This is a genomic window from Streptomyces sp. A012304, from assembly GCF_026008495.1.
In the GTDB taxonomy this organism is placed as follows: domain Bacteria; phylum Actinomycetota; class Actinomycetes; order Streptomycetales; family Streptomycetaceae; genus Streptomyces.
On the sequence record NZ_BQUN01000224.1, the window covers coordinates 1,105 to 14,153 of the forward strand.

Annotated in this window: 12 protein-coding genes and 1 pseudogene; 6 read left to right on the plus strand and 7 right to left on the minus strand. The window is 74.5% G+C overall.

Features of this window, described 5'->3' with window-relative positions; all coding sequences use genetic code 11:
* Both ALMP_RS42660 and ALMP_RS42665 read left to right on the plus strand, forming a co-directional pair.
* Positions 1–457: lyase family protein (locus tag ALMP_RS42660; RefSeq protein ID WP_264937437.1), on the plus strand; the 457-nt coding region annotated here is incomplete at its 5' end.
* A 46-nt stretch (positions 458–503) separates the two neighbouring features.
* Complete coding sequence (locus ALMP_RS42665) at positions 504–1,442, plus strand: glutaminase (RefSeq protein ID WP_264937438.1); 939 nt, start codon at positions 504–506, stop codon at positions 1,440–1,442.
* 4 nt (positions 1,443–1,446) lie between these two features.
* Here the strand turns inward: ALMP_RS42665 and ALMP_RS42670 are convergent, their stop codons facing one another.
* Positions 1,447–1,878, minus strand: coding sequence for a DUF6234 family protein (locus ALMP_RS42670; RefSeq protein ID WP_264937439.1), 432 nt, complete (start codon positions 1,876–1,878; stop codon positions 1,447–1,449).
* Between the two features lie 109 nt (positions 1,879–1,987).
* Between ALMP_RS42670 and ALMP_RS42675 the strand changes: the two genes are divergently transcribed.
* From ALMP_RS42675 to ALMP_RS44260, 3 genes are all read left to right on the plus strand, one after another.
* Positions 1,988–3,307, plus strand: a complete 1,320-nt coding sequence (locus tag ALMP_RS42675) for a M48 family metallopeptidase (protein ID WP_264937440.1) — start codon at positions 1,988–1,990, stop codon at positions 3,305–3,307.
* 104 nt (positions 3,308–3,411) lie between these two features.
* Positions 3,412–4,809, plus strand: a complete 1,398-nt coding sequence (gene mptB / locus ALMP_RS42680; protein ID WP_264937441.1) for a polyprenol phosphomannose-dependent alpha 1,6 mannosyltransferase MptB — start codon at positions 3,412–3,414, stop codon at positions 4,807–4,809.
* Positions 4,806–6,158: a glycosyltransferase 87 family protein gene (locus ALMP_RS44260; protein ID WP_309299623.1), complete on the plus strand. Its 1,353-nt coding sequence runs from the start codon at positions 4,806–4,808 to the stop codon at positions 6,156–6,158. Before mptB ends, ALMP_RS44260 begins: the two co-directional genes overlap by 4 nt.
* Positions 6,159–6,247: 89 nt before the next feature.
* Here ALMP_RS44260 and ALMP_RS42690 read toward each other — a convergent pair.
* From ALMP_RS42690 to ALMP_RS42700, 3 genes and pseudogenes are all read right to left on the minus strand, one after another.
* A pseudogene (locus ALMP_RS42690) lies at positions 6,248–7,072 on the minus strand (D-alanyl-D-alanine carboxypeptidase family protein); the annotation flags it as partial.
* Between the two features lie 116 nt (positions 7,073–7,188).
* On the minus strand, positions 7,189–8,331 hold the full coding sequence (gene rho, locus ALMP_RS42695) for a transcription termination factor Rho (RefSeq protein ID WP_264937443.1): 1,143 nt from the start codon (positions 8,329–8,331) through the stop codon (positions 7,189–7,191).
* Between the two features lie 342 nt (positions 8,332–8,673).
* On the minus strand, positions 8,674–9,219 hold the full coding sequence (locus ALMP_RS42700; RefSeq protein WP_264937477.1) for a kinase: 546 nt from the start codon (positions 9,217–9,219) through the stop codon (positions 8,674–8,676).
* A 53-nt stretch (positions 9,220–9,272) separates the two neighbouring features.
* Between ALMP_RS42700 and ALMP_RS42705 the strand changes: the two genes are divergently transcribed.
* Positions 9,273–9,998 carry a class I SAM-dependent methyltransferase gene (locus ALMP_RS42705; RefSeq protein ID WP_264937444.1) on the plus strand — a complete coding sequence of 242 codons (726 nt, stop codon included), beginning with the start codon at positions 9,273–9,275 and terminating at the stop codon, positions 9,996–9,998.
* A gap of 352 nt (positions 9,999–10,350) precedes the next feature.
* On the opposite strand, the gene ALMP_RS42710 is transcribed toward ALMP_RS42705, so the two are convergent.
* From ALMP_RS42710 to ALMP_RS42720, 3 genes are all read right to left on the minus strand, one after another.
* The gene (locus ALMP_RS42710) at positions 10,351–11,145 is read right to left on the minus strand and encodes a GntR family transcriptional regulator (RefSeq protein WP_264937478.1); all 795 of its coding nucleotides are present in this window, start codon (positions 11,143–11,145) and stop codon (positions 10,351–10,353) included.
* A gap of 123 nt (positions 11,146–11,268) precedes the next feature.
* Positions 11,269–12,435: a serine hydrolase domain-containing protein gene (locus tag ALMP_RS42715; protein WP_264937445.1), complete on the minus strand. Its 1,167-nt coding sequence runs from the start codon at positions 12,433–12,435 to the stop codon at positions 11,269–11,271.
* A gap of 121 nt (positions 12,436–12,556) precedes the next feature.
* A partial coding sequence (locus ALMP_RS42720) for an acetylxylan esterase (RefSeq protein WP_264937446.1) occupies positions 12,557–13,049 on the minus strand: 493 nt, incomplete at its 5' end.

The window sequence follows — 13,049 nt, forward strand, 5'->3', positions numbered from 1 at the left end:
GGGTTCGTCGATCATGCCGGGCAAGGTGAACCCGGTGATCCCCGAGGTCGTCAACCAGGTCGCCTTCGAGGTGATCGGCAACGACGTCACCATCACGATGGCCGCCGAGGCCGGACAGCTCCAGCTCAACGCCTTCGAGCCGGTCATCCTGCACTCCCTGTCGGAGTCCATCACCCACCTGCGGGCCGCCTGCCTGACGCTGGCTGAGCGGTGCGTGTCCGGTATCACCGCCAACACCGAGGCGCTGCGCGCGACGGTGGAGAACTCCATCGGGCTGGTCACCGCCCTCAACCCGCACATCGGGTACACGGCCGCCACCGACATCGCCAAGGAGGCCCTCGTCACCGGCCGGGGCGTGGCCGAACTCGTCCTGGAGAAGGGCCTGTTGCCCGCGGAGCGGCTCGCCGACCTGCTCCGCCCGGAGGTCGTCGCCGGCAACGGCTCCCCCCTGGTCTGACCCCTTCCCACCTGCGACGACGCACGGGGACCGGCCCGGAGGCACAATGGTGATCATGACAACGACGTCGTCCCTCACCTTCCAGCCGGTCCTGGAGCGCATCGCCGAGGAGATGTCCCGCACCCCGGGTCGCGGCCGGCCCGCCGACTACATCCCGGCGCTCGCCGCCCGCGACCCCCGCAGCTTCGGCATGGCCGTCGCGGAACTGGACGGCACGGTGTACGGGGTGGGGGACTGGCGCGAGCCGTTCTCCACACAGTCCATCACCAAGGTGTTCACCCTCGCCCTCGGCCTGGCCCGCGAGGGCGAGGCCCTCTGGGAGCACGTGGGCCGCGAACCCTCCGGCAACCCGTTCAACTCCCTGGTCCAGCTGGAGTACGAGAACGGCATCCCCCGCAACCCCTTCATCAACGCGGGCGCGCTGGTGGTCACCGACCGCCTCCACACCCGTACCGGCGACGCGGCGGGGGAGCTGCTGGCCTTTCTGCGCGCCGAGAGCGGCAACCCGGCCCTCGACTTCGACCTCGAGGTCGCCGCGTCCGAGTCGGCGCACGGCGACCGCAATGCCGCCCTCGCCCACTTCATGGCGTCCTACGGCAACATCGACAACCCCGTGCCGGCCCTGCTCGACCAGTACTTCCGCCAGTGCTCGATCACCGCCTGCTGCGCCGACCTCGCCCTGGCCACCACCTTCCTCGCCCGGCACGGCGTCCGCGCCGACGGCACCCGGCTGCTCAGCCGCAGCCAGGCCAAGCAGGTCAACGCCGTCATGCTGACCTGCGGCACCTACGACGCGGCCGGTGACTTCGCCTACCGCGTCGGGCTGCCCGGCAAGAGCGGCGTCGGCGGCGGCATCATCGCCGTCGTCCCCGGCCGCTGCACCCTGTGCGTGTGGAGCCCCGGCCTGGACGAACGCGGCAACTCGGTGGCGGGCGTCGCGGCGCTGGACCGGTTCACGACCCTGACCGGGCTGTCGGTGTTCTGACCCGTCAGCCTCCGAGGCACTCGCTGCTGTCGCCGCCCGACCGGCACGCCGAGTGCGGCCCGCTGTAGCCGGACTCGGGCGCCGGCCGACGGTGGTCCCCGTTGCTCTCGGCCTGCCATGTCACGGCCGAGAGCAGCAGTGTGATCCCGGCCAGGCCCTGCACGACGGCGGTGACGTACGCCTTCCGCCGTCCGGCGAGGAGCGCCGTGCCCAGGAAGAGGACGCTGACCACGGTGAGGGTCGTCACGACCGGGGTGAGGCTCACCCCCTCGTTGTCGCCGCCGAACAGGTCGTAATCGGTGATGATCAAGCTCCACAGCCCCGCCACCAGGGCGACGACGGCGTCCAGTGCCAGCAGGGCGAGCGCGACGAACACGTCCGTCCCGGGATGCGGTCGCGTGGACTCGGAGACGGGGGCTTCGGGTGCGGAGGTCATGACCTCAGCCTCATCGCCGTACGGCGCCGCGTCCTGAGTACGGATACTCAACCTCGGCGCTCGTTAAAGCAGTTGAGGCCCTCCCCGCTCACCGGGGAGGATCCCCCGCATGTTCTCCCGCAAGCTTCGCCGTCCCCGGTCTCCCGAACTGCTCAAGGCCTGGGAGCTGCTCGACCTGGGCGACGTCCCCGGCGCGCTGCGCCAACTGCGGCGCGCGCCCGAGCCCCAGCCGCTCGCCGAGGTCGCCCTGGTGGTCGCGCGGGCCGCCGAGTCCGCCGGGTTCGACGACCTCCGGCAGGCCGCCACCGCCCTGACCGCACGGCCGGACGCGGCGCAGACCCTCTACGACTTCGGGTACGCGTGCGTCGAGCGCGGCGTGTCCCACCTCGCGATACCCGCGCTGCGCGAGGCGCTGCGCCTGGTCCCGGGCTCCCTCGCGGCGCTGCGCGAACTGGTCTCGGCCTACGAGGCCGAGGGCCGCCACCGCGAGGCCGCCGACGTGCTGGCCGAGCACGAGTCGGGGTTCGCCGAGTGGCCCGACCGCTACCTGCTGGTCTTCAACGCCGTCCTGGCGGGCGACCTGGCGCTGGCCCGCCGCCACCACGCCCTGCTGCCGCCCCCCGACGACGAGATGTGGCTGCCGGCGCGTGACCGCCAGAACCGCGTGCTGGAGCGGGCCGCGAGCGCCGAGGCGGCGAGCGCCCTGGACCGCACCGACCTGCGCGGCTGGCAGTACGTCATGGGCGGCACCGTGCTCGGCACGCTGTCGCCGTACGGCTTCGGGGCGGGCATGGCCGGCCGGTTCGCCTACCTCCAGGACAGCCACGACCTCTGCCTCCAGGGTCTGCTGCGCCTGAAGGCGGTCCTCGACGCGGCCGAGGCGCGTCCGCGTTCGGTGTCCCTGCTGCCCGACCGCGGCAGCCGTGTCCTGGGCCTGGCCGCCGCCGAGATCCTCGGCCTCCCGGCACGGCCCTTCGACGCGGCGCGCCAGGACACGGTCGTCGTCGCCTACGACCTCGACGAGACGGCGGCCACGGACCAGGGCCCGGCGATCCTCGGGCAACTGTTCGACCGAGTGCCGGGGCAGGTGCTCCACGAGCACGCGAGCTGCTGGACCGACCCGCCCGCCGTCACCCCCGACAGCGTCACCTTCCTGCACCAGCACGCGGTGGCGCCCTGGAGCGCCGGCCTGCGGCAGGGCGCCGACGGCGGGGTGGAGGCGGGCGAGCCCGACGAGCGCCCGGAGGCGGAGATCGCCGCAGAGATCGTGGCCGCCGACCCGACCCCCGACGGCGGCGACGGCGAGACACCCACGGACACCGTCGAACGGCTCACGGACTTCGTCACGGCCGTCCGCGGCACCTGGCTGCGCGGTGACCGGGCCCAGGTGAAGTCGACCGGACCCGTCTCCAGTTCACGTTTTTCCTGACCGGCCCGGCACGCTCACACGGCGGTCACACGCAGGCCGCCGCCAGGAGGCCGGAGCGTCGCTTTCCGGCCACCCGGCGTTGACAACCTGACCGAGTGTTGGCCATGGCTTTTCCCGTCGATCTCCGTCGCTGTCAGGTGCTGGGTCTGGCCGGCACCGCCTGTCTCGCCCTGGGCGGCGAGACGGCCGGCGCGCTGCCCGCCCGCGAGCTGCTCGCCCCGTCCTCGCCGCACGCCGTGCTCGGCCTGGTCGGCGTGTACTTCGGGCTGGTGCTGCTGACCGCCGCCTGGGTGCTGCTCGGCGGCCTGGTGCGCGGCGCCGACCCGCCCACCCCGCGCGCCCTGGTGCTGGTCCTCGCCGTGTGGGCGGCGCCGCTGCTCATCGCGCCGCCGCTGTTCAGCCGGGACGTCTACAGCTACCTCGCCCAGGGCGCCATGGTCGACGCCCACATGGACGTGTACGCGCACGGCCCGGCCCGGCTCGGCGGCCCGCTCGCCGCGGAGGTCGCCCCGCTGTGGCAGCACACCGGTGCTCCCTACGGCCCGGTGTTCCTCGCCGTCGCCGCCGCCCTGTCCGGGCTGACCAGCGGCGAACTCCCGGCGGGACTGATCGGGATGCGATGCGTCGCGCTGTGCGGGGTGGCGCTGATGGCCGCCGCGCTGCCCCGGCTGGCCCGGCACAGCGGCGCCGACCCGGCCGCAGCGCTGTGGCTGGGCGCCCTCAACCCGCTGGTGCTGCTGCACCTGGTGGCCGGCGCCCACAACGACGCGATCATGCTGGGGCTGCTCGGCGTCGGCCTGGTCGCCGCACTCGGCCGCCGCCCGGTCCTCGGCACCGTCCTGGTCACCCTCGCCGCCCTGGTGAAGGCACCCGCCGCGCTGGGCCTCGCCGCCGTCCTGGTGCTCCAACTGCGCGCCGGCCGGCGCCCGCTGCGCGCGGTGGCGACGACCGCCGCCGCCTGCGCCGTCACCACGGTCACCGCCACCGCCGTCGCGGGCACCGGGTACGGCTGGATAGCCGCCCTGGACACCCCCGTCTCCGCGCAGAACTGGGCCCTGACCAGCCTGCTCGGCCGGGCCACCCGCGCCCTGCTGGAGGGCGTCGGCAGCGACCTGGCGCCGCTGGCCGTCCCCGCCTGGCACGCGCTGGGTCTCGCCCTGACCGCCGTCGCCCTGGTCGTCATCTGGTGGCGGCTGCGTCCGCGCCCGGTGTACGCGCTCGGCCTGAGCCTCGCGGCGGTCGCCGCCTTCGGCCCGGCGATCCGCCCCTGGTACGCCCTATGGGGCCTGTTCCTCATCGCCGCCGCCGCGCCGAGCACCTCGGTACGGCACCGGATGGCGGCCGTGGCCGGGGTGCTCGCCCTGGCCGTCCTGCCCGACGGCGACCCGGCCGACGCGGGCCGGCTGGTCCTCGCGGTCTGCGGCGGCGCCCTCGCCGTGGTCGTCCTGTGGCAGGCCCGTCTCGCGGCACAGGCCCCGACCACCCTGGGACGTACGGCATGAGGGCACCCCGCACCGACCGCGGCCGGCTGCTGCTGGTCCTCGCCCTGGTCACCGCCGTGACCGTGTTCACCGCGACCGTGCCGCTGCTGCGGGACTGGTTCGACCTGCGCGTCTACCACGGCACCGTCGACAGCTGGATCAACGGCGACGGCCGCGTCTACGACTACCGGGTGCCGGGCACGCCGTACGGCTTCACCTACCCGCCGTTCGCCGCCGTCGTCATGCTGCCGATGGCGCTGGTCGGCCTGGGCACCGCGATCGTGGCGGCCCTGCTGCTCAACCTGGCCGCCCTGGCCCTGGCCGCCCGGGTCCTCGCCGGACCGGGGTGGCGCCGCCACGGCTGGTACGGCGTCGCCCTCGGCGCCTGCGCCCTCGCGCTGTTCGAGCCGCTGCGGGACACCTTCAGCTTCGGCCAGGTCAACATCCTGCTGCTGGCCCTCGTCCTGACGGACTGCCTGCTGCTGTCGACCGGCCGGACCCGCTGGGCCGGTATCGGTATCGGTCTCGCCGCGGCGATCAAGCTCACGCCGGCGCTCTTCATCGGGCTGCTCCTGCTCGCCCGCCGCCCGCGCGCGGCCGCGGTCGCCACCGGGACCGCCGTCGCCGCCACCGCGCTCGCGGCCCTGATCGCCCCGGACGCCTCCCGTTTCTACTGGACGAGCGCCCTGTGGGACACCACCCGCGTCGGGCGCCTCGACTACGTCTCGAACCAGTCCCTCCAGGGCGTCCTGGCCCGGCTGGGCGTGGAGAGCCGGCCGGTGTGGGCGGTGCTGGCGGCGGCGGTCCTGGCCGTGTGGGCGTGGCGGTCGCGGCGGGCGGCGGCCGCGGGCGACTGGCAGGCGGCTTTCGCGCTGACCGGGCTGACCGCCTGCCTGGTCAGCCCCATCACCTGGGTGCACCACCTGGTCTGGCTGCTGCCGTCGTTCGCGGTGCTGGTCCGCGCCGGGCACCCGCGCGTGGCGGGCGCCCTGTACGCGGTGCTGTGCACCAGCGTGGTGTGGCTGTGGTTCGACGACGCGTCCGGCGTCGACGGCTTCCTCGGCGGCAACCTCTACACCTGGATCACGCTCGGTCTGCTGCTGTGGCTGCCGGCCGGTCAGCCGGCCGGCCTGCGGCGGCCCACCAGGCGCAGCAGCAGCGCCACGCCCGTCCCGCCGAGCACGGCGGCACCCGCGATCCGCCCGGCCTCCGGCCAGCCGGGACCGTCGTCGGCGGGGGCCGCGGAGGCCACCGGCACCACCGGGGGACCCGGTCGCGGCCGTGCCCGCAACGCGTCCAGCGAGCCCACCGGAGCGACCCGCCCGGCGGCCGCGAACCCCCAGTCGAGCAGCTCGCGCGCCTCCTCGTAGACGGTGAACGCGCCGCGCGCCCGTGGGCGCATCACGGTCACGACGAGGGTGCGGGTACCGCGGCGGGCGGCGGCGACGAGCGTGTGACCGGCGTCGCTGGTGTAGCCGTTCTTGACGCCGATCAGCCCCGGGTACCGCGCGACGCCGTCCGCCCCGCTCAGCAGCCGGTTGGTGTTGACGATGGGGTACGTCCGGCCGCCGTGCCCGGGGAACCTCGCCCGCACGGTGGCGCAGTACCGCGCGAAGTCCGCGTTGCGCAGCCCGGCCCGCCCGAACACCGCGAGGTCGTACGCGGAGGACACCTGGCCGCGCGCGTCGTACCCGTCCGGCGACAGCACGCGCGTGTCGAGGGCACCGAGGGAGCGGGCCTTGGCCTGCATCCGGGCGGCGGTGGCGCGCCAGCCGCCGTTGAGGGCGGCCAGGACGCGCACGGCGTCGTTGCCGGAGCTGAGGAACACGCCGTGCCACAGGTCGGTGACCCGGTACGTCCGTTCCTCCGCGACCCCGACGAGACTGCTGCCGGGCCCGATGCCCCTCAGCTCCGCCGCGGTGACCCGGTGCCGGATCCCGCCGGGCAGGGCCGGCAGCACGGTGAGCGCGAACAGCGTCTTGAGGGTGCTGGCGGGCGGCAGCCTGCGGTGCGCGTTGGACGCGGCGAGCACCTCGCCGCTGTCGGCGTCGGCCACCAGCCACGACGCCGCGGAGACGCGGGGGAGCCCGGGCGCTCCGGAGCGGGGCCTGACCTGTGTGCCGGAGCGGTACAGCAGGGACGGCCGCGGCAGGTCCGCCCGTGTTCCGCCGGGCGCGCCGGGGTCCGCCCCGGCCGGGGCGGCGACGGGATCGAGGGCCAGGGCGCCTGCCGCACAGAACGCGCAGGCCGACACGGCAGCCCGGGAGGAGAATCCGATCGTCATATGATCAACGTAGGAATGGTGGTGCTCTTCCTCGCGCTGCCCGTGCCGAACGGGGCGCGCGTGCACCCGGATGCCGCGCGCCCGACCGGGTGGGTCCGGCGTGTCGGCCGCGGTGGTCAGGCCGACGGCAGTGTCGGCTGGATGCGGCGCAGGAAGGTCGCGTTGTCCGGCGTCGCCCGCATCCGCTCCAGCAGCGTCTCCAGGTTCGCCTGTCCGTCCCGGGTGCGCAGCGCGCGCCGCAGCCCCTGCATGGCCGTCAACTCGGCCGGGGTCAGGAGGAGTTCCTCGCGGCGGGTGCCGGAGGCGGTGATGTCGACGGCCGGGAAGACACGGCGGGAGGCCGGTTCGCGGTCGAGGCGCAGCTCCATGTTGCCGGTGCCCTTCAGCTCCTCGAAGAAGAAGCCGTCGGCGCGGGAGCCGGTGTCGACCAGGGCGGTGGCGAGGACGGTGAGCGAGCCGCCCTCCTCGGCCGCCCGCGCGGCGCCGAAGAACCGCTTGGGGCCGATCAGCGCGGTCGCGTCGACACCGCCGCTGAGCGTGCGGCCTCCGGCGGCCGCCGCGTGATTGTGCGCCCGGCACAGCCGGGTCAGCGAGTCGAGCAGGATCACCACGTCCTCGCCTGCCTCGACGAGCCGCTTGGCCCGTTCGACGACGAGTTCGGCGAGCGCGATGTGCTGCTTGGGCGTCCGGTCGAACGTGGAGGCGTACACCTCGCCGCGCACGGAGCGCCGCATCTCGGTGACCTCCTCGGGGCGTTCGTCGAGCAGCACCACCATCAGCCGGGCCTCGGGATGGTTGCCGGCGACGGCCGCGGCGATCTGCTGGAGCAGCACGGTCTTGCCCGTCTTGGGCGGGGCGACGATCAGCCCGCGCTGGCCCTTGCCGACGGGGGCGATCAGGTCGGTGAGGCGCCCGGCGAGCCCGGCCGCCGGATGTTCCAGGCGCAGCCGCCGGTGCGGATGGAGGGGCGTGAGGTCACGGAAGTGACGGCGTCCGCGCGCCTCCTGCGGCGTACGGCCGTTGACGCGGGTGATGTCGGTCAGCACGCGCTGACCGCCCCGTACGCCTTCGACGAGGTCGCCCTTGCGCAGTCCGTGCCGGCGGACCAGCGCGGGCGGGACCTCGGGGTCGGTGGGGGAGGGCAGGCAGTGCTCGGCCCGCAGCTGCCCCTTGCCGCTGCCGTCGAGGTCGAGGACACCGGTGACGATCCGGACCGGGGACTGCTGCTGCACAGAGGGGTGTTCGAGGGTGGTGGTCATGGTGGTCGGTCCTTTCGAGGACGGAAGGCATGAGGCATGCGGAAGGAAGGGGGTGAAGCCGCGAGGGGAGGGCGTACGCGCGCCTCCGGCGGCGGGAAGCAGCACCTCGGGTACGACGGGAACCGCTGCTCACGAGGTGTGCGGAGATGCCGGTGCGCCAGCCGGAACAGCCGGGTGGCTCAGCGAACTGAAGGAGAGAACTCGCATCGGCGCCGACAACACGGCGTACACAGATGCTGACGGCAGCGTAGCACCGCGAGCGGGTCCCTGCCTAGGAATACGACACTCGGGCCGCCGATCCGGTAAAGGCGGTGGCGGTCGCGTTTGTTCCCGGGGCCGCTCTCACCGCTCCCGCGCGGGCAGCAGCGCGAGACCTGACTCGCGCATGACGCGGTCCACCGTCGCCTCCAACGAGCTCTCGGCACCGACGACCCTCTCCACGCCGCCGGGCAGCAGATCGCGCGGTCGGTACCAGTCGCGCAGCTCCGCCTCGCCCACCCCGGGCATGTCCGGCTTGGTGGCGTGCCGCAGCAGGGTCTCCTCGAACGGCACGTCCAGGTAGTAGCAGTGGGTCGGCCCGCGGTGGTCGGCGCGCAGCCGCCGCAGCATCTCGCCGTAGTGGGAGGCGTAGAGGATGCCCTCGACGACGACGTGGTAGCCGGCGTCCAGGGCGTAGCGGGCGACGGTGTCGATGAGACCGATGTTCGCCCCGCCCGGCAGATCGCGCTCCCGCAGGACCACCCGGCGCAGATTGTCCTGCCCGACGAGCGCCAGGCCCCGTCCGAACCGGTCGCGGATCCCGGCCGCGACGGAGGACTTGCCGGAGGCGGAGTTGCCGCGCAGCACGACGAGCCGGGTGTCGGCGGTACCCACATGCACGGCGGTCAGGCTACCGGGCACCGGGCGGCGGCACACGGCGTCCCGGGGATAGGCTGACGACGATGTTCAGCCCCGAAGGCCCCACGCTGCGCGAACTCGCCGTCCAGGCGCTGTCGTCCGTCGAGCACGGCTACGACCTCCTCGCGCCGAAGTTCGACCACACGCCCTTCCGCACGCCCGACTCCGTCCTGGACGCGGTCGCCGGGGCCCTGCGCGCGAGCGGTCCTTACGACGACGGCCTCGACCTGTGCTGCGGCACGGGCGCCGGCGTCGACGCGCTGGCGACCGTGTGCCGGCGCAGCGTCACCGGGGTCGACTTCAGCGCGGGCATGCTCGACGAGGCCCGCCGGCGCCCGCGTGCCCGGGGCCCGCGGGTGTCCTGGGTGCGCGCGGACGCCCGCGCCCTGCCCTTCACGGCCCGCTTCGACCTCGTCGTCAGCTTCGGCGCGTTCGGGCACTTCCTGCCGCGTGAACTGCCGAACCTCTTCACCCAGGTGCACACGGCGCTGCGGCCGGGCGGCCGGTTCGCGTTCCCGGTTCTCGCCCCGCCGCGCCCCACCACCGGGGCCTTCTGGATGCTCCTCGGCTTCGACGCCGTGATGCGGGTGCGCAACGCCGTGTGGCGGCCGCCGTTCGTGATGTACTACCGGGCCTTCCGGCTCGGCGAGGTGCGCCGGGAACTGGAGCGCGCCGGCTTCCGGGTGGACCTCCGCGCCCTGCCCGAGTTCGGGACCAGGAGCGACGGAAGCCCACGCGTGCGGATGGTCGAGGCGCGCCGCCCGCTCTGAGCGGGTCGGACGAAGCGGCGTACGAACGACAGTGCCGTGTCCGCGACCTCCTGCCAGCCGTGGTCGATGGTGAGCGCGTGGCCACGGTCCTTGACCTCGACGATCTCGGTCACGCCCGGATCGTGCTGCTGCCTCTTGACGGTCTCCGGGTCGTCCGGCCAGGACAGCGAGACCGGCGCGTAGCCGGCCCGTTCGAAGTGGGCCGCCCAGCGGTCCCAGCTGCACGGCAGCAGCCACAGGCCGTGCACGAAGACGACCGGGGTGCGGTCGGTGGCGTTGGCCGCCTCGATCTGCTGTGCGTCATGCGTCGTCATGGCCCGAGGCCGGCAGCGGATCCGCCGCGCGATCCGACTCAGAGTGCACGACCGTGGAGCCACCGTGCGTCCTCCTCGGCGGCGCGCGGACCGTCCGCCGCCGGCAGTGTGAACGTGTAGACCAGATCCTCCTGCGGGGCCCGCATCACCAGGTCGGTGATCTCCAGCGGCCGGGCGTACTGGTCGTGCACGAGCCGGGTCACCCGTAGCGCAGGGGTGCCGTCGAGCGGGGTGAGGTCGAGCAGGGTGAGGGAGTCCCGGTGGTGGAGGGTGAGGCCCGCCCGGCGCATCCAGTCGTAGACGCGGCGCAGGTGCGGCGATCCGGCGGCGTCGGCACGGTCGCGGTAGCGGGCGAGTTCCGGCACCTCGGCGAGGGCGGTCGCGGAGAAGGAGGTCACGGCCGTGCGCGCCCCGCGGCCGTGGGCGCCGGCGGACTCGTAGTGGTGCACCAGGGTCGGGCGGTGCGGGGCGAGCCCGAGCGCCTCGGCGTGCTCCGGCGGGGGCGGCTCCCAGGCGATGGTGGCCCGGTCCAGCGCCGAGGGGTCGTCCGCGGGGCGGGCGCCGACCGGGAAGGCGAGGCAGGACGGGGTGCCGACCGGCGCCCCGGGCAGAGCGGCGTGCGTGCCCCGCCGGTCCGTCTCGACCAGGCCGTCCCGGCGCAGCACCTCCAACGCCTGCCGGACGGTCACCCGGCTGACCCCGAACTGCTCCGCCAACTGCCGCTCGCCGGGCAGCCGTTCACCGGGCGGAATGGTGCCGTCGCGCAGCTCGCCGAGCAGCTCCTTCGCTATGCGCCAGTAGATGGGCCGGTCGTGCGGGGTGGTGCGGGCCATGCCGCGCGCCTCCTGGGGTGCGTGCCGTGCGGGCTTGTGCGCCACCAGATCTAGCATTGGTCTAAACCAGCAGGGAAGGGCGGGCGGCCCGAACGGCCGGATCCGGACCGCCCGACGTCCCTTTCACAGGGCGCTGTACACGGCCTCCACCAGCGCTGTCTTGCGCGGGTCGTCCGCGATGCGGGGGCCCATACGGTTCATCACGTACCCCAGCGACACCCCGGCCTCCGGGTCGGCGAGACCGCAGGACCCGCCGAAGCCGTCGTGGCCGAAAGCCCGCGGGTTCGGCCCGTAGGAACCGTGCGGGCCGCTCAGCCACAGGCCGAGGCCGATTTCCGTCTCGTGCCCGAGCCCGGCCCCCAGCACCAGGTCCCGGCAGCTGCCCTGCCCCTCGCGCACCCGCTCGGCGGCCTCGGCGGACAGCACCCGCCGGCCGCCTCGGGAGCCCTGCCCGGCGAGAACGCCGTACAGCGCGGCGACGGCCCGCGCGGTGCCGTGGCCGTTCGCCGCCGGGATCTCGGCGGCCCGCCAGCCGGGAGAGTTGGCCTCGCCCGCCCCGACCAGCGGGTTGGCCAGCGAGGCGAGGGCGGCGGGCGCCAACTGGTCGAAGGCGGCGGCCTGTTCGCCGCTGGGCGCGGCCGGCGCGTGCACCAGCTCGGCCGCCCGCCCGGCCTCCTTCTCCGGCAGCCCGATGGTGAAGTCCAGGCCCAGCGGCCCGGTCACCTCCCGCTCCAGGAAGGCCCCCGGCAGCAGCCCCGAGACCCGGCGCACCACCTCGCCGATCAGGTGGCCGTAGGTGAACGCGTGATAGCCGGACCGGGTGCCCGGCTCCCACCAGGGCTCCGTCGCCGCCAGGCGCGCGGTCGTCAACTCCCAGTCGTAGAGCTGCTCCAGGGTGTGCGGCTCGCGCAGCCCGGACAGACCCGCGCGGTGCGACAACAGGTGGCGTACGAGGACACCCTCCTTGCCCGCCGCCGCGAACTCGGGCCAGTACACGGCCACCGGGGCGTCGAGGTCGAGCAGCCCCCGGTCGGCCAGGATGTGCGCGCACAGGGCCGTCGGCCCCTTGGACGTCGACCACACGTTGACCACCGTGTCCCGCTCCCACGCGCGCGTGCGCGCCGCGTCCGCCCAGCCGCCCCACAGGTCGGCCACGGTCACGCCGTCGACCGTGACGGCCACCGCGGCCCCCAGCTCGCCCCGCTCCCGGAAGTTCTCCTCGAAGGCGGCGCGCACCGCGGCGAACCGCGGGTCGCAGTGGCCGTGCACCTCTGGCACCTGCTCGGACATGGGCCCTCCGTGATCAGCCGGAACCCCGGACCGCGGCGGTGCGGGCCGGGCCCCCCGAACGTACCGACTGGTCGGACCGGAGGGAAGGTGGCCGACGAACCGCTGCGGCGACGCCCGGCCGTCAGGCGTACGACCGCAGCCAGCGCACCTTGGCCTCCTGCTGGTAGGGGCCGCCGCCCTCATGGTCGTTGAAGTCGTACACCTCGATCTTCTTGTCGTCGTGCGCCCAGGCGTTGAAGGCGGCGAACACCGTCGACGGCGGGCAGGTCTGGTCCTCCAGGGCCGCCGAGAACAGGGCGGGCGCCGAGCCGCGCGCCGCGAAGTGCACCCCGTCGAAGTACGCCAGGGTGCGCTGCACGTCCCGCGCGCGACCGCGGTGCGTCTTGAGGAACAGGCCGATCTCCCGGTAGGGGTGACGGTCCGTCAGCACCGTGGCGCGCGGGAAGTCGCACAGGAACGGCACGTCCGGCGCTATCGCCACGAGGTCCGGCACCAGGCCGCCCACCGCGAGCGTGATGCCGCCGCCCTGGCTGCCGCCGAGCGCCACGGTCCGCGACGCGTCGGTCAGCGGGTGCGAACGGGCCGCCTCCACCGCGCGCACCGCGTCCGTGTAC